The organism is Pseudomonas sp. OVF7 (assembly GCF_030644265.1).
GTDB lineage: Bacteria > Pseudomonadota > Gammaproteobacteria > Pseudomonadales > Pseudomonadaceae > Aquipseudomonas > Aquipseudomonas gorinensis.
The window spans coordinates 3838169-3857836 of sequence record NZ_CP128996.1 but is presented as its reverse complement, the minus strand read 5'-3'; the positions used below and the strand labels follow the sequence as shown (position 1 = coordinate 3857836).

At 60.1% G+C, this 19668-nt stretch carries 9 protein-coding genes; 3 read left to right on the top strand and 6 right to left on the bottom strand.

From position 1 onward, the window contains the following. Positions 1–84: 84 nt before the first annotated feature. From QU606_RS17585 to tpx, 5 genes are all read right to left on the bottom strand, one after another. Positions 85–1650, bottom strand: a complete 1566-nt coding sequence (locus QU606_RS17585; protein WP_024075157.1) for an efflux transporter outer membrane subunit — start codon at positions 1648–1650, stop codon at positions 85–87. Next, entirely contained in the window at positions 1647–4754 is a 3108-nt protein-coding gene (locus QU606_RS17580; RefSeq protein WP_102624227.1) for an efflux RND transporter permease subunit, read from the bottom strand. The genes QU606_RS17585 and QU606_RS17580 overlap by 4 nt, the downstream gene beginning before the upstream one ends. Further along, positions 4751–7852, bottom strand: coding sequence for an MdtB/MuxB family multidrug efflux RND transporter permease subunit (locus tag QU606_RS17575; RefSeq protein WP_304997252.1), 3102 nt, complete (start codon positions 7850–7852; stop codon positions 4751–4753). The genes QU606_RS17580 and QU606_RS17575 overlap by 4 nt, the downstream gene beginning before the upstream one ends. Then, complete coding sequence (locus tag QU606_RS17570) at positions 7849–9147, bottom strand: MdtA/MuxA family multidrug efflux RND transporter periplasmic adaptor subunit (RefSeq protein WP_304997251.1); 1299 nt, start codon at positions 9145–9147, stop codon at positions 7849–7851. The genes QU606_RS17575 and QU606_RS17570 overlap by 4 nt, the downstream gene beginning before the upstream one ends. A 231-nt stretch (positions 9148–9378) precedes the next feature. After that, positions 9379–9879: a thiol peroxidase gene (tpx, locus tag QU606_RS17565; RefSeq protein ID WP_024075153.1), complete on the bottom strand. Its 501-nt coding sequence runs from the start codon at positions 9877–9879 to the stop codon at positions 9379–9381. Between the two features lie 158 nt (positions 9880–10037). Between tpx and QU606_RS17560 the strand changes: the two genes are divergently transcribed. Further along, positions 10038–11327: a glycosyltransferase gene (locus QU606_RS17560; protein WP_024075152.1), complete on the top strand. Its 1290-nt coding sequence runs from the start codon at positions 10038–10040 to the stop codon at positions 11325–11327. An 85-nt stretch (positions 11328–11412) separates the two neighbouring features. Here the strand turns inward: QU606_RS17560 and QU606_RS17555 are convergent, their stop codons facing one another. After that, entirely contained in the window at positions 11413–11925 is a 513-nt protein-coding gene (locus QU606_RS17555; protein WP_041161187.1) for a GNAT family N-acetyltransferase, read from the bottom strand. Positions 11926–12170: 245 nt separating this feature from the next. Between QU606_RS17555 and QU606_RS17550 the strand changes: the two genes are divergently transcribed. Together QU606_RS17550 and QU606_RS17545 are read left to right on the top strand one after the other, a co-directional pair. Further along, positions 12171–13076 carry an AraC family transcriptional regulator gene (locus QU606_RS17550; protein WP_024075150.1) on the top strand — a complete coding sequence of 302 codons (906 nt, stop codon included), beginning with the start codon at positions 12171–12173 and terminating at the stop codon, positions 13074–13076. 167 nt (positions 13077–13243) lie between these two features. Next, complete coding sequence (locus QU606_RS17545; protein WP_304997250.1) at positions 13244–19648, top strand: hypothetical protein; 6405 nt, start codon at positions 13244–13246, stop codon at positions 19646–19648. Positions 19649–19668 lie beyond the last annotated feature (20 nt).

Sequence of the window (19668 nt, the reverse complement as noted above, 5' to 3'; positions counted from 1 at the left end):
CCGATCGATTCTTGCCGTCATGCCTACTGCTTAGCCTCCACATTATCGCTGCCAAAATGCGGCTCACTGTCCTGCCTTGCGCACTCACTCCTTCTCGGCAATCGACGTCTGCCCATCCCAGCCACCGCCCAGTGCGGCGATCAGTTGCACGCTCGCCACCAATCGCGACTGCAGCAAGGTCAACACAGTGCGCTCGTTACTCAAAGCGGTGGCCTGCACAGTGACCACATCCAGATAGGCAATCAGCCCCGCCTTGTATTGGTTCTGGGTCAAGCGCAACGACTCCCGCGCGGCTTCCAGGGCTTCGTTGCTGACCACGGCCTCGTCTTCCAGCACCTTGAGCTGGACCATGTAGTTTTCCACTTCGCGGAACCCGTCCAGTACGGTCTGGCGGTACTTGGCCACGGTTTCGTCATAGGAAGCCACTGTGCGGTCCACTTCCGCCGAGCGCTGGCCGCCGTCGAACAGGGTCATGGCGAGTTTCGGCCCGACCGACCAGAAGCGGTTCGGCAGGCTGATCCAATCGGCATAGGTGCTGCTGGAGTACCCGCCGGCCAGGCTGAGGCTCAGGTCCGGGTAATAGGCGGCCTTGGCCACGCCGATATTGGCGTTGGCAGCGATCACTGAGCGCTCGGCCGAAGCGATGTCCGGGCGACGCTCGAGCAATTGCGAAGGCAGGCTGACCGGGATCTGCGGCAATGCCGGGATGTCCTTGCTCACCGCCAGGTTGAAGTTGGCGGGTGCCTCACCGATCAACACGGCGATGGCGTTTTCCAGTTGCGCGCGCTGCCAGATCAGGTCGATCAGGCTGGCTTGGGTCGTCTTGAGCTGGGTTTGCGCCTGGGCCACCGCTTCCTTGCCGGAGACACCGGCGCGGTATTGGTTTTCGGTCATTTGCAGGGAGCGTTGGTACGTGTCCAGGGTGGCTTGCAGCAGACGGGTCTGCTCGTCCATGACCCGCAATTGCAGGTAGCTTTGCACCAGTTCCGACTGTTGGCTCAAGCGCATCGCGGCCAGGTCGGCCGAGCTGGCTTCGGCGCTGGCTTCGTTGGCCTCCAGGCCGCGGCGCAACTTGCCCCAGATGTCGGCTTCCCAGCTCACGCCCAGCTGGGCGTTGAGGGTGTTGCGGATGCCGCTGCTGGAACTGCTGAGGCTCGCGCTGCTGCTACCAGAGCCCTGGCTCGCGCGGGTTTTTCCGACGCTCAGGTCAACGGTGGGGTAAAACGCGCCACGGGAACTGCGCACCAGGGCCTGGGCCTGGCGAAAACGTGCTTCGGCCTGGGCCACGGTCTGGTTGGAGCTGTTCAGGCGCTGCACCAGGTCATTGAGTTGACGATCACCGTACAGCTCCCACCAGGCGCCACGGGCCAGGGAATCGCTCGGCGTGGCCTGGCGCCAGCCCTGGGCCTCCTTGAACTGCGCCGGTTCGATGACTTCCGGGCGATGGTAGTCAGGGCCGACGGCGCAGGCGCTGAGCAACAACGCCAACCCCACTGTAGGAGCGAGCTTGCTCGCGAAGGTCGTTAACGATAACGCGCCGAGCCTGAATGAACGCGGGGCCTGCCGTTTTTTCGCGAGCAAGCTCGCTCCTACAGGGGTGGGTGCCGTGTCGGAAACCCGCCGTGCATGGGTGTGGGTTGAATCGGTCATAGCGCAGTGTCCAGGGCAGCATCGGTACGCACGCCACGCCAGGCGTTGAAACGGTGGCGCGCGCGGTCTAGATAAAGGTAAACCACCGGGGTGGTGTAGAGGGTCAGGATCTGGCTGAAGGCCAGGCCGCCGATGATGGTCAAGCCCAGTGGGTGGCGCATTTCCGCGCCATCACCAGCGCCCAGCAGCAAGGGCAAGGCGCCGAGAATGGCGGCCAGGGTGGTCATCAGGATCGGCCGCAAGCGCAGCAGGCAGGCACTGCGAATCGACTCCAGCGGGTCCATGCCGTCGTTACGCTCCAACTGCAAGGCCAGGTCGATCATCAAGATGGCGTTCTTCTTCACCACGCCGATCAGCAGGAACAGGCCCAGCAAGGAAATCAGGCTGAACTCGCCGCCCGTCAGGTAGATGGCGAGCATCGCACCGACCCCGGCCGACGGCAGGGTCGAGAGGATCGTCAGCGGGTGGATATAGCTTTCATAGAGGATGCCCAGCACCAGGTACACCGCCACCAGCGCGCCGAGAATCATGAACGGCTGGCCCTTCTGCGTCGCCGCGAAGGCGTCGGCGGTGCCGGCCATCTTGGCAATCACATCCTCAGGCAAGCCGAGCTTGGCGATCGCTCGCTCGATGGCGGCCGTCCCCTGCTCCACCGTCACACCGGGCGCCATGTCGAAGGCAATGTTTTCCGAGGCGAACTGGCCTTCATGGCTGACGCGATCGTCCGCCAGGCTGTTTTCATAGTGGGCAATGGTCGACAACGGCACCCGCGCGCCACTGGACGTGATCACCTGCATCTGGTTCAGGGTAATCGGGTCCTGGGCGTATTTCGGGTTGACCTCCATCACCACCTGGTACTGGTTGAGGCTGTCGTAGATGGTGGAAATCTGCCGCTGGCTGTAGGCATTGTTCAAGACTGCCGTGACCATGTTCATGTCGATGCCCAGGCGCTTGGCCTGGTCGCGGTCAACGATCAGCGTGACCTGGGCAGCGCCGCGGCCTTCGCGGGCATCGATGGCGGTCAGCTCGGGCAGCTCACGCAGGGCGGCCACGACTTTCGGGTACCACAGGCGCAGCGCGGCCAAGTCACCGCTTTGCAGGATGTAGGAATACTGTGCAGTGGTCTGGTCACGGCTGCCGCCGAATTGCAGGTCCTGGTCGGCCATCAGGAACAGGCGCCCGCCCGGCACCAGCGGCACATCCTTGCGCAAGCGCTCGATCACCGCTTGCGCCGAGACCTTGCGTTCGCTGATAGGCTTGAGCCGCACCAGCATCACCGCGTTGTTGGTGCCGTTGCTCCCGCCGATAAACCCGGCCACGCTGAGTACCGCCGGGTCCTTGAGCACCGCCTTGCGGAAGGTCTCCATCTTCGGCTGCATCACGCTGAACGACAGCCCGTCATCGCCGCGCACGAAGCCGATCAACTGGCCGGTGTCCTGCTGCGGCATAAAGGTTTTCGGCACCACGACATACAACGCCACGTTCATGCCGATGGTCAGCAACAGGCTGAGCAGGGTCAGTCGGCGGTGGCGCAGCACCCAGTCGAGGCTGGTGGCGTAGCCGGCGACCATGCGGTCGTTGATCTTCTGGCTCCAGCGCTGCAAACCGGTCATCTGGCCTTTGACATGGGGCTTGAGCCAGCGGGCGCAGAGCATCGGCGTCAGGGTCAGCGAGACAATCAGCGACACAATGATCGCCGCCGACAAAGTGATGGAAAACTCGCGGAACAGGTTGGTGACGATGCCGCCCATGAACAGGATGGACAGGAACACCGCCACCAGCGACACGTTCATCGACAACAAGGTAAAGCCGACTTCCTGGGCGCCCAGGTACGCCGCCTTCATCGGTGGCACCCCTTCGTCGATATGTCGGGAAATGTTCTCCAGTACCACGATGGCATCGTCCACCACCAGGCCGGTCGCCAGGATCAGCGCCATCAGCGAGAAGTTGTTCAACGAAAACCCGTACAGGTACATCACCGCGAACGTCCCCACCAGCGACACCGGCACCGCCAGGGTCGGAATCAATGAGGCGCGGAAGTTACCGAGGAACAGGTACACCACCAGGATGACCAGGCCCACGGCAATCAGCAGGGTCATCTCGGCTTCATGCAAGGTCGCGGTGATCACCGGCGAGCGGTCCATCGCCAGGCTCAGCTTGACGCTGGACGGCAGCACCGCCTGCAATGCCGGCAGCTGGGCCTTGATCTGCCTCACGGTCTCGATGATGTTGGCGCCGGACTGGCGATTGATCACCAGCAGCACCGCCGAATCGTTGTTGAAGAAACCACTGTTGTAGCGGTCTTCCACGCCATCAGTGATCGTGGCCACATCCTTCAGGCGCAGGGCCGCGCCGTTCTGGTAGCGAATCAGCAGCGGTTCATAGTCCTTGGCCTTTTCCAACTGGTCATTGGCCTGGATCTGCCAATTGCGCTCGCTGTCTTCCAGGGAGCCCTTGGGGCGCCGCTGGTTCGCGTTGGCAATGGTGTTGCGCACATCGTCCAGGGCCACGCCGTACTGGTCGAGAGCCTTGGGTTCAAGTTCGATACGCACCGCCGGCAGGGAGCTGCCGCCGATCTGCACTTCGCCCACGCCGGGCACCTGGGACAGGCTTTGCGAGAGGATGGTCGAGGCCAGGTCGTACAACTGGCCTTTCTGCAACACGTCCGAGGTCAGCGACAGCACCATGATCGGTGCCTGGGACGGGTTGATTTTCTTGTAGGTGGGCATGCTGCGCATGCCGCTGGGCAGCAGGTTGCGCGAAGCGTTGATGGCCGCCTGCACTTCCCGCGCCGCGCCGTTGATGTCACGGTCGGAGTCGAACGCCAGGATCACCCGGGTGGAGCCCTGGCTCGACGAACTGCTCATGGTGGTAATGCCGGCAATCGCGCCAAAGGAGCGCTCCAACGGCGTGGCCACGGTCGACGCCATCACCTCGGGGCTCGCGCCGGGCAAGCTGGCCGAGACCACGATCACCGGGAAATCGATCTGCGGCAGCGGCGACACCGGCAGCAGGTTAAAGCTGACACCGCCCAGCAACAGGATCGCCAGGCTCAGCAGCATGGTGGCGACCGGCCGGCGAATGAAAGGTCCGGACAGGTTCATGACTCAACCGGCTCCAGGCTTTGCGGCTCTTTACGCCAGCGACGACCGAGGCGGTCGAAGTACAGGTAGATCACCGGGGTGGTGAACAGGGTCAACACCTGGCTCACCAGCAAACCGCCAACCATCACCAGGCCCAGGGGCTGGCGCAGTTCTGCGCCGGAGCCGGTGGCCAGCATCAACGGCACCGCACCGAACAGCGCCGCCAGGGTGGTCATCAGGATCGGCCGGAAGCGCAACAGCGCCGCCTGGTAGATCGCGGTCTGCGGGTCCAGCCCCTGGTTGCGTTCGGCGTCCAGGGCGAAGTCGATCATCATGATCGCGTTCTTTTTCACGATGCCGATCAGCAGGATGATGCCGATGATCGCGATCATGCCCAGGTCATTGCCACTGAGCAGCAACGCGAGCAAGGCCCCCACCGCTGCCGACGGCAGGGTCGAAAGGATGGTGATCGGGTGGATGTAGCTCTCGTAGAGCACGCCGAGCACGATATACATGGTGACCACCGCCGCCAGGATCAGCAGCAAGGTGCTCGACAACGACGCCTCGAACGCCTGGGCGGCGCCCTGGAACTGAGTCTGCACGCCCACCGGCATGCCGATGTCCTTCTGCACCTGGTTGATCAGCTCGACGCCTTTGCCCAGCGCCACGCCGGGCGCCAGGTTGAATGACATCATCACCGCCGGGAACTGGCCGATATGCGCAATCGCCAACTGGGCCTGGCGCTGTTCGACACGGGCCAGGCTCGACAGGCGGACCTGGCCGCCGTCGGTGGTCTTCACATGGATCTGGTTCAGCGCATCCGGCCCCAGGGTTTCGCCCGACTGGGCCTGCAAGACCACGCGGTATTGGCTGGCCTGGGTGTAGATGGTGGAAATCTGCCGCTGGCCGAAGGCGTCGTACAGCGCATCGGTAATGGTCGACACGCTGACACCCAGGCGCGAGGCCGCATCACGATCGATCACCAGGTACACCTGCAGGCCCTTGTCCTGGAGGTCGCTGGCGACGTCGGTCAGCTCCGGCAACTGGCGGAGGGCATGCACCAGCTTGCCGCTCCACAGGGCCAGCAACTCCGCATCCGGCGAGGACATGCTGAACTGGTACTGGGTTCGACTGACGCGGTCTTCAATGGTCAGGTCCTGCACCGGCTGCATGAACAGGCGGATGCCCACCAGCTTGTCGATTTCCGGTTGCAGGCGGGTGATCACCTGGGCGGCACTCAGGTCGCGCTGGCCGTGGGGCTTGAGGTTGATCAGCAAGCGGCCGCTGTTGAGGGTGGCGTTATCGCCATCCACGCCGATGTAGGACGACAGGCTTTGCACCGCCGGGTCGGCCAGGATGATCTTGGCCAGCTCCTGCTGGCGCTGGCTCATGGCCGCAAAGGATATCGACTGCGGCGCTTCGGAAATGCCCTGGATCACCCCGGTGTCCTGCACCGGGAAAAAGCCCTTGGGCACCACCAGGTACAGCACTACCGTAAGGCCCAGGGTGGCGATGGCCACCAGCAGGGTCAGCGGCTGGTGCCTGAGCACCCACTGCAATTTGCGCCCGTAGGCGCCGATCAGCCAGTCGATCCAGGCGCCGCTGGCCTTGTAGAAACGGCTTTGTTCTTCTTCCTTGGGTTCCCGCTTGAGCAGCCGCGCGCACATCATTGGCGTCAGGGTCAGGGACACCACCAGGGAAATCAGGATCGCCACCGCCAGGGTAATCGCGAATTCGCGGAACAGGCGCCCGACCACGTCAGCCATGAACAGCAACGGAATCAATACGGCGATCAGCGACAGGGTCAGGGAAATCAGGGTGAACCCGATCTGCTTGGCGCCCTTGAGCGCGGCTACCAGCGGGGTCTCGCCTTCCTCGATGTAGCGGGAAATGTTCTCCAGCATCACGATGGCATCGTCCACCACGAAGCCGGTGGCGATGGTCAGGGCCATCAGCGTGAGGTTGTTGATGGAGAAACCGGCCAGGTACATCACCCCAAAGGTGCCGACCAGCGATAGCGGCACGGCAATGGAGGGAATGATCGTGGCGCTGACCCGGCGCAGGAACAGGAAGGTCACCATCACCACCAGGGCAATGGCGATCAGCAGTTCGTGCTGCACGTCGGTGACCGACGCGCGGATGGTCTGGGTGCGGTCGGTCAGGACCGTGACGTCCAGGCCGGCCGGCAGGTTATCGGTGATACTCGGCAGCAGGGCCTTGATACGGTCCACCACCTCGATCACGTTGGCGCCCGGCTGGCGCTGGATGTTCAGCAACACGGCCTGGTTTTCATTGGCCCAGGCAGCAAGGCGTTCGTTTTCCGCACCATCGACGATCTGCGCCACATCCTTGAGGCGCAGCGGTGCGCCATTGTTGTAGGCCAGGATCAGTTCGGCGTATTGCTGGGGCGAGACCAACTGGTCGTTGGCATCGAGCATCGACACCCGGGTCGGGCCGTCGAAGTTGCCCTTGGGCTGGTTGACGTTGGACGCGGCGATCAGGGTACGCACGTCCGACAGGTTCAAGCCGTTGGCCGCCAGGGCCTCGGGGTTGACCTTGATCCGCACCGCCTGGCGCTGGCCGCCGGCGATGCTGACCATGCCGACGCCGCTGATCTGCGCGATCTTCTGCGCCATGCGCGTATCGACCAGGTCATTGAGCTTGGGCAGCAGCATGGTCTTGGAGGTGATCGCCAAGGTCAACACCGGGGTGTCCGCCGGGTTGACCTTGTTGTACACCGGCGGTGCCGGCAAATCCTTGGGCAGCAGGTTGGTGGCGGCGTTGATCGCGGCCTGCACCTGTTGCTCGGCGACATCCATATTGATGTCGAGGTTGAAACGCAGGGTCAGCACCGAGGCGCCGCCGGAGCTGGTGGACGCCATCTGGGTCAGGCCGGGCATTTGCCCGAACTGGCGCTCCAGGGGCGCGGTGACGGCGCTGGTCATCACGTCCGGGCTGGCGCCAGGGTACAGGGTCATCACGCGGATGGTCGGGTAATCCACCTGGGGCAAGGCCGAGACGGGTAGCAGGCGGTACGAGATGATGCCGGCCAGGACAATGGCCAGCATGCTCAGCGTGGTGGCGACCGGGCGAAGGATAAACAGCCGCGAGAGGTTCATGAACCGACCTTTTGCGCCTTGCCGGCGTCAGCGCCGGTCTCCCCTTTCGCAGCAGGCTTGCCTTGCAGGTGCTCGGTCGGCGTGGTCGGTACCTGGCTGCTGTCGTTGACCACTTCGATTTCGCTGCCGTCCTTCAGGCGGTCGGTGCCTTCAAGCACCACCCGGTCGCCGGCGACCAGGCCCTCCTTGATCACGGTGTTATCGCCATCGCTGTCACCCACCACCAACGGCTGGACCTTGACCTTCTTATCGCCATCGAGCTTGTAGACAAAGGTGCCGTTGTTGCCGAACTGAATCGCGGCCGACGGCGCCAGCACCACGTTGTGCAGGGTATCGGCGAGCAGATGCACATTCACGAATTGGTTGGGGAACAGTACCTGGTCCTTGTTATCGAAACGTGCCTTGAACTTCAGGGTACCGGTGGTGACGTCGATCTGGTTGTCCAGGCTCTGTAGCACGCCGGTGGCCTGGCGCTTCGCATCGCCACGGTCCCAGGCCTCCACGGGCAGCTTGTTGCCGGCGTGGTAACGGGCGAGCACGGTTTCCAGGGTGCTCTCCGGCAGGGTGAAGGCCACGCTGATCGGTTGGGTCTGGGTGATCACCGCCAGCGCCGTGGTGTCGTTGGCGGCCACCAGGTTACCGACGTCGAGCTGACGCAGGCCGACGCGCCCGCTGATCGGCGCGCGGATCCTGGTGAATTCGAGGTTGAGCTTGGCGTCGTCCACCGCGCCCTGGTTGGTCTTGACCGTGCCCTGGTATTGCAGGACCAGCGCTTCGGCTGTGTCGAGGGTCTGCTTGGCGATGCTGTCCTGGGCGTAGAGGTCGCGGTAACGCTGGACGTCGACCTGGGCGTTCTTCAACTGGGCCTGGTTCTGCATCAGCGTGCCCTGGGCCTGGAGCAAGGCGTTCTGATAGCTGCGCGGGTCGATTTCCGCCAACAGGTCGCCGGCCTTGACCATCTGCCCTTCTTCAAAGGCGATCTTCACCAACTGGCCGCCCACCTGGCTGCGTACATTGATGGTGTTGAGCGCGGTGACCGTACCCAATGCCTTGTAGTACACCGGGAATTCCCCCAGCACCGCCGGTGCCACGCGCACCGGCACCGGCCCAGTGGAACCACCGAAGCCTGGGCGTGCCATGCCCGTCTTGCTGGTGCGCGCGGCCGGCGCATCTTTATGGGCAGCGCCACCCGGCCAGAATTTCCAGCACAGGCCGGCGATAACCAGCAGCACAAGCAGGCCGAACAGCCAGCGTCGGGAGTTACGGGGGGTGGATTGCATGGAGTGATCAACCATTGGGCGCGAGAGCTTCTTCTTTGGGAGGCTGAAAGATAAGCACTGGGGCGCGTTAAGAAAAGCGCCTTTACCGGCTATTTACCTTGGGCTTACATCTTTTAACTTTTGAGCTTAGTCCGCCGGCTATTTCCCTAAGCATCTGACGTGCAAATAAAAACGGCCTGGACTAGGCCAGGCCGCAATTATGTGCCGCGCGTGTTACTGCGTAACGACAGTAATGCGCCGAAACAGTTACTTCAAAACAGCCAGGGCTGCTTCGTAGTTTGGCTCCTGGCCGATTTCAGGGACCAGTTCGCTGTGCAGCACAGTGTCGTTTTCATCCAACACGACGACGGCACGGGCGGTCAGGGCCCGGAGGGGGCCGTCAGCAATCGAAACGCCGTAGTCAACGGCGAAATCAGCGTTGCGGAAGTCCGACAGGTTCTGCACGTTGTCCAGGCCTTCGGTGCCGCAAAAACGCTTCTGGGCAAACGGCAGGTCGGAGGAGATGCACAGCACGACAGTGTTGTTCAGCTCGTTGGCCTGGGCGTTGAACTTGCGTACCGAGGTGGCGCAGGTCGGGGTGTCGACGCTTGGGAAGATGTTCAGCACTTTGCGTTTGCCGGCGAAGGTGGCCAGGGTCGCATCCGACAGATCGCCGGCGGTCAGGGTGAAGTCTGGCGCCTTGGAGCCGGTTTGCGGCAGTTCGCCTTCAACTTGGACGGGGTTACCACGAAGGGTGACTTGAGCCATGGACGGAATCCTTATGCTGGGTTTGATTAAACGAATTCGAGAGGCGGAAGTTAACCACAAAGTGCTGTGGCTACCTACCGCCAGACACAAATTGTCATGTCTCGCGGTTGTGGTTTAATTGCGCGCTTTGCGCCTGCCCTCCAAGGAAACCGTTGTTAATGAATCAGCCCGCTACCAAAGTCCTGGTCATTGGTTATGTCTGGCCGGAGCCACGCTCCTCGGCAGCGGGCGGGCATATGATGCAGATCCTCGAGACTTTTCTTACGCAAGGTTGGGATATAACCTTCAGCAGCCCCGCAGCGCTGGGCGAGCACAAAGCCGACCTGGCTGCGCTGGGCATCGCCGAATGCGCGATTGAGCTCAATAACAGCAGCTTCGACGATTTTATTTGCGAATTGGCCCCGGACATCGTGCTGTTCGACCGTTTCATGATGGAAGAACAGTTTGGTTGGCGCGTGGAGAAGTGCTGCCCCCACGCCCTGCGCGTGCTGGAGACCTCCGACCTGCAAAGCCTGCGCGACGCGCGCCACCAGCGCCTCAGGGACCACCTCAAGGCCCATCCCGACGGCGAAGACTTCAGTGCACTGTTTACCCCGGCGCTGAAACAGGAATTCCAGTTGATGGCCGACACCGACCTGGCCAAGCGTGAAATCGCGGCGATTTACCGCTGCGATATCAGCCTGATGATTTCCGACGTGGAAATCCGCCTGCTCATCGAACAGTTCAAGGTGCCCGCCGCCCTGCTCCACTGGTGCCCGTTGATGATGCAGCCACCGACCGCAGCCTTCGCGCCCTTTGAAGACCGCGCGCACTTCCTCAGTATCGGTAACTTCCGTCACGCGCCGAACTGGGATGCGGTGTTGTGGATGAAAAACAGCGTGTGGCCGCTGATCCGCCAGCAACTGCCGGGCGCCCAACTGCATATCTACGGGGCCTACACCCCGCCCAAGGCCACCGCCCTGCACAACGCGGCCCAGGGGTTTCATGTGATGAACTGGGCCGAAGATGCGTTGCAGGTGATGAGTGCCGCACGTATCTGCCTGGCCCCCCTGCGCTTTGGCGCCGGGATCAAGGGCAAGCTGGCGGATGCGATGCTGTGTGGCACGCCGAATGTCACCACACCGATCGGCGCCGAAGCGATGGGCGACGATCAGCCCTGGCCCGGCGCGATCGAGCAGAACGCCCCGGCCCTGGCCGCCGCCGCCGTGGCCCTTTATCAGGACCGCGAGCGTTGGACCCAGGCCCAGGAACAGGGGCGCCAGCTCCTGGCCCGGCGCTATGACCAGGCCCTCCACGGACCGGCCTTGGTGGCATGCCTGGAGCAATGCCGCCGCAACCTTGCGGCCCATCGCCGCGACAACTTTACCGGCAGCATGCTGCGCCATCACGCGCATAAAAGTACGCAGTACATGTCCCAGTGGATCGAGGCGAAGAACCGCAACCTCTAGGGAATCGAGCAGCGCAAAGAACATGAACATCGTGACTCTGACTTGCCGCCGCTGCGCGGCAAGTTGAATCGGGCATCCCTGCCCCCTAACGCGCCCAGACGTACCTCACCTCCTCCAGGGACACCCCGCCACGGACGAGCGTGCGACGGCTGCCAAGCTCCTCCTGCCCTCCGAGCCCTTGATAGAAGCGCACAGCCCTTTCGTTTTCAGCTAAAACCCATAAGGTAACAAGCTTGTAACCCTGATCAACCAAACGCTTTAAACCTGACGCCCATAATTGGGCGCCTATACCCTTGCCCCAGTATTCTGCCAAGACGTAGATAGCCATGACCTCTCCCGCTTCGGCGCCAGACTTATCTTCATCACGACAAGGCCCCACTGAAATCCAACCAATAACGTTCCCATCCACCTCTGAAACTAAAACGTCAGACTCTTTGCTTTCAATTGCATGAGCCCAATAAGCTTCCCTCTTAGGCAACGTTGCAGTAAGCGAGGACAAAAAATCAGCCGGCATCAGACTGAGATAAGCGTGTTGCCAGCTACTGACATGAACATTGGCGATGCTCTTCGCGTCCTTGGGTAGTGCATCACGAATCATAACCACACCCTCACTCGTGCTCTGTTTCACATAAAAATCTTCTTTGATCCCAGCGGCCATGCCGCTCTCGATCAGCACAACGGATGCCTGCAAACGCTTTTGTTAATATCACAGCCCAGTTAAATATATTAAGTAGCCAATCACCAAAAACGGCATTCAGAGATGCTCCGATCAACTTGCCGCTGGCAGCGACAACACACAAGGGGGCATTATTCGAATCGCAACCACAATAAAGCGACGGCAGCATGACCCGAGCAACGCGAATCACCGACCCTTCCTACGAGCTGATGGACGATCACAACGGCCTGTCCATCATCTATCGCCAGCATGGTTTCCCCTGCCCGTTGGTACGCTGGCACTTCCATAAGGAGTACGAGCTGCACTTGATTATCGCCAGCTCCGGCAAAGTGTTCATCGGCGACTACATCGGCAATTTCTACCCGGAAAGCCTGTTCCTCACCGGCCCTAACCTGCCCCACAACTGGATCAGCCAGGTGGAGGAAGACGAGGTGGTGCCCAAGCGCGACATGCTGGTGAACTTCACCGATGAACTGTTTGAGAACGGCAGCCCTATTTTCGCCGAACTCAAGACCCTGGCACCGCTGCTGGAACGGGCGCAGTCCGGCATCGAGTTTCGTTGCAAAAAAACCATCGCCCAGGCCATGACCCTGATGCAACGCATTGAGGACGCCCAAGGCATGGCGCGCCTGGGGCACTTCTTTATCCTGCTGGACGTGCTGAGCGCGTGCGAGGACTACCAGTTGTTGTCCGGCGTGACCACGCCGCAACTGGCCGATGAGCACAGCATCGACCGCACCAACCGCGCGGTGGACTACATCTTTGCCCACTACGCGCGGGAGTTGCCGCTGGAGGAAGTGGCGGAACACCTGGGCATGAAGCCGACGTATTTTTCCCGGGTGTTCAAGCAGGCCACCGGTCGCACGTTTATCGAGTTCGTCAATCGCTTGCGTATCAGCAAGTCCTGCGAGTTACTGGCCGATGGCGATAAAGCCGTCACGGATGTGTGTTTCGAATCCGGCTTCAATAACATCTCCAACTTCAATCGACGCTTCCAACAGCTCAAGGGCATGACCCCCTCCCACTACCGTCGCCTGGCGGTGCAGCGGCTCACCGAACAAAACCTGGCTTGAGCTCTTTGCGCATCGACAAACGATTACACAGCAATCCCTTGAAGTAATCCCTCCACACCCTGTCACTGGAACTGGACCAAGCCCCTGGCCACTTAGCGAAGACATCGCTCCTCTTTCACTCGATGGGTGATGCCTTGTCTATCAACGCAAAGGTAAAAGGGCTACTCATGATCAACGTTCAGCGGTTACCTGCTCCCGCCACCATCACCGGCTCAAACGACATGAGCGCCGCCGCAAAACCTGCGTACTCAATGGCCTCGCAAGTCATCCCGCTGTTTAATAATCAGATGAACAGCCACCAGGCTCTCCTCGCGCCCGTGCAGGCCGGCGATATACCGCCACACGCCCGGCAGCGCATCGTGCACCTGCTCAGCTACGCGATGACAGAAGAACGACCGAGCCTGGCCGCGCAGATCAGCCAGTTGATAAACAACAGCCGTCCGCCCCTCACAGGCGAAATACTGCACGATGAAGTCGAGCGACACCTGAACCAGCCCAGCGCACTGAATCCGCAGAAAACCTACGCCCAGCTCATTCACGACATACTCCAAACCCCATCGCAACCCGCCTCGCTCCCTTCCCCTGTGGTGTCACGAGCACGTCGGGAACTGCAGAACCCAGATCCCGCGCAACACACCGACAACACCTCAACCACTCAGTTCGCCAATGCCCTGGTTGAAGACGGCGACCGGCAATTGTCGATCAATTTCGCCAATCATTTGATCCGCCAATGGGTCGATGCAACCCGAAGCTCCGGCTTTGGAGAGGAAAAGATTGCCGTCCCGCCCGGTTCAACATTCGGCCTGGCCTGGAACGCGTTGGCTGACGCGCTCGACGCGCAACCGTTCAAGACCTTTGCCCAAGCCAAGGGTATTGATGTTTCCAGCCTGGTCATCAACACCAACGGAGACCTGAGCGGGTTACAGAACAAGCAAACCGTCAGCTTTTCTTTGGCGCAAGATCCCGATTGGGCCGCCGCTTCATCGGCCGTTTTAGCCGCGGCCAAAAAACTGGGCGGGGACATCCGTTTCCACGACCGCGGGCATGCACCCGCGGAGGATGTCGCGGCCTTTTATTTAGTGCGCAAAAGCCGCTTCAACAGTGACGACCGATTATTCACGATCGACCAATTGCTCAAAGAGCAAAACTTCAGTTCGATCAGTAACACCGACAGTTACTACGCGGCGCAATTCGCCCCGGTTCAGCAGCGCCAAAGAGAGGCCAAGCAACAGGTTGCGGAGCTGCCCACGCCACAGTTGAACCGGCTGCTGGCAGGCTTCATACCCGCGTCGGTGCCGGCGATACAAAAGGTCAAGGACGCCGATCAGGCCCTGGCCCGCCTGTGCAGCCAGGCACTGGGGCAGGCGTTTGCGTACACGATAGACGAACTGCCCGAGTACTCGACCTTTAACCTGGCCCGCAATAACCTCAAGGACGCACTGAACAGCAGCGCCTTTACCACGTTTGTACGCGCGAACAGCCTTGACCTGTCGAGCATCCAAATCAACTCGGACGACGGGACCTTGAAGGGTAAAGTCAAGGGTGTCGACACCACCTTCCCTGTCAACGCCATTTCAGATTGGGCCTCTGTCTGGCAAGACGTGGAACCCGCGGTAAAGCAGATGGCGACAGGCTCGGGCGACTACGTTGATTACCCCGGTGCGAACCCTGTAACGCTGCCGGAAGTACTGCGTTTCTACGGCGAAGAACCACTGCCACCCCATGGCTTCCCTCAGGATGGCTGGCAACAACGATCACGTGCAGCCAATCTGAGCAGAAGTGCGCAAATCATCCGAGACAACGGCTTCAAGGCGCTGGTCTCCCCCTCGGCTGACGATGCTCGCTCGCGTAGCGTGCGGGAGAAGCAGCAGGCAGTCGCCCTACCGCTCAGCGCAAAGACGCTGAACCTTTCGCCACTTGAAACCCTGGCGGTCGAGGTCAAGTCCCGCCTGCAGGAAAACGACAGCGCTACGCCCCTCGCGCCCCCCGCACACAGCCCGGACACGCCCGAAGACGCCTTGGCCAGCACCGAAAGAGCACTGGCTGTCGCGGTGCATGGCGTAATGCTTGAGCTCAAGAGCGACTCGAGCCAAGCAGAGTCGAAAATGCTTGAATCGATCCCGGCCAACAGCCTGATCGGACAGTGGCGGGCTTACTTGGACAAGGCCCTGAAGGGACGTGGGTTTACCGAATGGGTCCAAAAACAGAACATCGACCTGACCTCCCTGCGCTTTGACCCCACGGACAACGCCTTGATCGGTAAGGTCAATGGCCTTGAGCAGCGCTTTACCGCCACTGACTTCGCGCAAAAGTACCCTGAGCATTTCGATGTGCTTGCACCGGTATTGAACGCTGCGGCCGCATTCAGCCCCCCTGGAAAAACCATCGCGCTGAACCAGCCCGACAACAGCATGCCCTTCGAATGGGTGGGCAGTTTTTATGGCATCAGCAACGACTACAGCAGCCAGGCGTTCGCACGACACACGGAGCTGATGGGCCGCACGCAGCAATTTCCAACACCGGTTGAAAACCCGCAGAAAGTCGTGAACTGGCTGAACCGCCAGAGAACCGCACTGGGCGACAGTAACGATCGATATGCGCTGATCCATCAGCTCAAACACGGGAATGTCGATAACGACCAGACCACGGGCTTCACGGTGGACCCGGACTCCTCCCACCAGCCCAAGGGCACCACGACCGTCCAGGCGTTTCTTTCGGACCAAGGCTGGTACGGCGCCATATCGGCCGCACAGGTCGATAACTTGTTGCGGGCCTTGCAGACCGAAATTCCGCAGGCGCCGTCCTTTGGCAATCTATGGGGTTTCCTGTCCACAGACATACCGTTGAGTACTGAGCAGCGTGTGGCGGTAACCGAGTTCGTGAAAAAGTCCATTGGCAGCCATGGTTCCCTGGCCGGTTTCTTGAGTGCCAGTGTCCCGAACCTGAGCAGCGACCCTGACCAAGCGCGGGAACAGCTGCTTTCCAGTGACACCGCCCTCGAGTTTGCCACCCGCCTGCAAACCGAGATGAAAAGCGCTGAAACCTCTACCAGCCTGAAGCAATGGCTATTGACTGCGCTGGTGCTGGAGCTTGACCCCACGGCCGGCACCCAGCGCAATAGCGTGGCGGGTTTCGACCTCATGGCCTCTGGGAACTGGGGGCATGGCACCGACACCATTGTCGAGCAGTTCAAGCAACACTTGATTGACACCAAGCAGGTCCCGGCCAACCTCGCACCGGCCATGGCTAAGGTGTTGTTAGCGGGGGCAGCACCGCACCTGCTGGTAAAAGACGTGCCGCAGACCCTCACCCTGGGCTCCCCCGAGTGGGTCGGCTTTAACACAGCCGTCAACCGGATCGAACGGATCGCCGCGGGCGCTACCGCGAGCATGACCTTCCAGAAAGTCATGGAGCTCCACAAGATCAATCCTATTTCACCGTCTGAAACCCAGTTGCAGGCCATTGCCCAACTGAACCCGATAATTGATTGGGCAATCATCAATAATCACCTGGTGAAAAATGACAGCGACCAATACAGCCTCGAACAGCTGAACGACAGCCAAGAAAAACTCAACGCACAGATCAACGAAACCTCGCAAGCCAAGCGTTATCTGCGAACCTTCACGCCGCCGAGCAGAAGGGCCATGGCCCTGGCGGCATTGAGAGAAACGTTTGGCTCAGCCATCGACTTTGAGAGCCCGGTCCTATGGGAAAAGGTGGCTGGCGGGCTCTTTTCCGGAATTAACGCGAGCATCGTCGAGGTCTATGAGGCGGGCCGTCTGGGTGAAAGCTGGAGTACCTACAAAACAGGCCTGAACGTTGACGACCTGCGCAACAGAGCCCACGAGTTGCCGGACATCAACGCGCAATTCGACAAAGCCATCCAGGAAGACTTTACCCCGCGCAGGCTCAATACGATTTCCCTGTTCAAAGACATGCTCAGCAAGCTGCCTTTTGACGAGCGCAATAGCCTCCAATTCGGCACATTGGACTTCTTGAAGGTGGAAGGCGTCGGCAACGGCGTGGTGATAACGTCCGACCACAAGGGCGTAAGAAGGTATTTCGCGGTCTATCCGGCAACCGGGCAAATCGTCAAGATTCCAAACATCAATCCTTCAACGAAACAGGGCCACACAGTTGAACTTGGCATTGATGTGGACGCGTTAAAAAACGGCACCGCCCCCAAACCAGGTGCCACCGCCAACGTTGCACTGACGGCCATTAAACCCTTCATCCAGGTGGTTCCTGGCGACACCGATAAGAACCCCTTGTTGCGTGAAATCACGTTCGACGAGGAGAGCCCCAGCCAGGAATCATCTCCCCCCTACAGCAACAGAAGAATGGAGGCCGTGGCCACGGCGTTGACTGACGCGGTGTACCTGCACAAAAGTGATTTCATCAGCTTCCACCGAGGATTTAACAATCCCGTTGAGAACGGCGTAGAACCCAGTGACTTCTTCAAGGGCATTTTACGTGCCCTGCCTGGCGGCTCCAGCCTGGAAGACCTTTACCACGGTGAATTTGTAAAAGCCGCAGGTGACCTGGCTGTTGATGTCGCCCTCTACGCAGCCACTGAAGGTGCCGGGAAATTGTGGCGCGTCGCTAAATCCGGCGCGGCGTGGGCGGCGGCCAAAACCTCTGCCAAGTTCATTGGGAAGTTTGGCGCTGAAGGCGCCGAAAGCATCGCACTCAAGGACATGACCGCAGCCAACACCTCGGCATCCCTCAGCGCACTCGCCCGCATGCAGGGCAGCCACCTTGCCGAGGCCTCGGCCGGGATGTCTGGCAGAGCGGCCAACCTGGCCGATGGCGCAGTGACGCGAACCGGCACCGCAGAACAACAGATCAAGGCGACTGCGCTATTCCAGGATGGCCAATGGCATGCCTACGACCCCAAAACCCTGTCAGCCTACGGGCCAGCACTATCAGATTTCCGCTCGGACACATCCATCGTACTGAAGCGCGAGACTTCGCCTGACGGCGAAAGCATCTTGATGCCTGAAGCGCTCTTTTCAGAAAACCCACAGGTGATTAACAGAGCGACCCACACCGACCTGAGGGTTGGGGACAGGGTGTATCGCTTTGACCCCAAGAAACCTGATGTCATTACCGATCTTGAATCAGCGGATCATTTCAACACCCCACAAGACATGGAAGCCTTTTGCCCGGCAGGGCCAAGAGTCAAACGTGGGACAAATGATCTGTGTTTTTCAAACATCGTCTCGGACTTCAGCGGCAACACCGCCAAGTTGGTTCAAGCCCTTGAACACAAACGTCTCTACCCTTCACCCGCTATCGCCGGAAAAAGCCCAACGATCGTTTTTGAACGCCGTTTATTCGACGTAGTAGAACAAGACGGTGTCCATTCGCTGACGCCACGAACATTGCAAGTACCTGTCGATTATCTACCAGTGACACGCGGCACAATCATCAAGGACCCGCACTTTGGTTTTCCCGGAACCAGCACCCTGGCGAACCTTGAGCAAAATACGCGAATTGTCAAACTCGGCCCGATCAGCAGCCTGAGCAACGACCAGCGCGAGCTGCGTGGAACGATTTCCCTGCTGGCAACGCAGTCGGGAGGACCCAAGCGTTACCTCACTGTAGAAGCGGATCCTCTAACGTTTTACTACAGCGAATTTGATGCAACCTCGACGGTGCTCAACTTCAAAAAAATCGGCCAACAGGCATCGGCTTTTGAAAACGTGCTGATCAAGGCACACACTGCGGAAACCGAAAATTTGCTCAAACTGACTGGCGCGCCCTTGAATAAAGCGTTCGTCGCGTTACCCACCCTGGACTCGGCTTTCGCAAAACTCGAAGCCGCCGGCTATACACACGCCGAAGCCACAAAACTGAGAACGACTATTGCGACGTTCAGCGCGGAGAAAAAACGCGAATTTGTCTATCAACTCATCAATAGGCTGAAAAACGCCAACGACACGGTCGTGCTCAAAGCGACGAGCATCGAACCATTAACCAAAGCGGAGAATTTTGCGAACCTGCCTGTCGAGGAGCAAAACCGGTTTTATGCCGAAAACGCAAAAAAAACCGTGGACTCACATTTCAACGCCACAGCCATCGGCTCCGCTAACAAGCACACGCCCAACGACCTTAATGATCGGTACCGAGAAGACGTCGCCAATACCATCATCTCTTGGATGCGCGACAACCATCGGCCAGCGGTTGAATCCAGTCTGAAGTTCGGCGCTGGAAACTGTCACGAAATGGCTGAATCGGCAGCTCAAATCATCAAAAAAAGCGGAGGTACAGCACAAGCGTGGTATGTCGAGGGTGGGGACCATGTGTTTACGGTAGTCGGAGGCCCCCCTTCAGCAGGCAAAAGCACCGTCAATTTTTCACAGGCCGAATGGAAGGATGCCTGGATCGTAGACCCTTGGGCCGACATTTCATGCAAGGCGTCCGAGTACACCGGGCGGCTGAGGAAAAAGATGTCCGAGTGGCACGCAAACGGTCTGAAAATCTACACCAACAAAGGTTGGCGTAACCCAACGTACCCACAATGGATCTACGAGCTGACCACGCTCCAAAAACGCCCGCTGCGAGCTTGACCTCTTAATGCCCAGTACCT

Excerpts from the sequence above, each read along its gene's own strand:
- QU606_RS17585 (WP_024075157.1), bottom strand. The coding sequence starts at position 1,650 with ATGACCGATTCAACCCACACCCATGCACGGCGGGTTTCCGACACGGCA.
- QU606_RS17580 (WP_102624227.1), bottom strand. The coding sequence starts at position 4,754 with ATGAACCTGTCCGGACCTTTCATTCGCCGGCCGGTCGCCACCATGCTG.
- QU606_RS17575 (WP_304997252.1), bottom strand. The coding sequence starts at position 7,852 with ATGAACCTCTCGCGGCTGTTTATCCTTCGCCCGGTCGCCACCACGCTG.
- QU606_RS17570 (WP_304997251.1), bottom strand. The coding sequence starts at position 9,147 with ATGGTTGATCACTCCATGCAATCCACCCCCCGTAACTCCCGACGCTGG.
- tpx (WP_024075153.1), bottom strand. The coding sequence starts at position 9,879 with ATGGCTCAAGTCACCCTTCGTGGTAACCCCGTCCAAGTTGAAGGCGAA.
- QU606_RS17560 (WP_024075152.1), top strand. The coding sequence starts at position 10,038 with ATGAATCAGCCCGCTACCAAAGTCCTGGTCATTGGTTATGTCTGGCCG.
- QU606_RS17555 (WP_041161187.1), bottom strand. The coding sequence starts at position 11,925 with ATGATTCGTGATGCACTACCCAAGGACGCGAAGAGCATCGCCAATGTT.
- QU606_RS17550 (WP_024075150.1), top strand. The coding sequence starts at position 12,171 with ATGACCCGAGCAACGCGAATCACCGACCCTTCCTACGAGCTGATGGAC.
- QU606_RS17545 (WP_304997250.1), top strand. The coding sequence starts at position 13,244 with ATGATCAACGTTCAGCGGTTACCTGCTCCCGCCACCATCACCGGCTCA.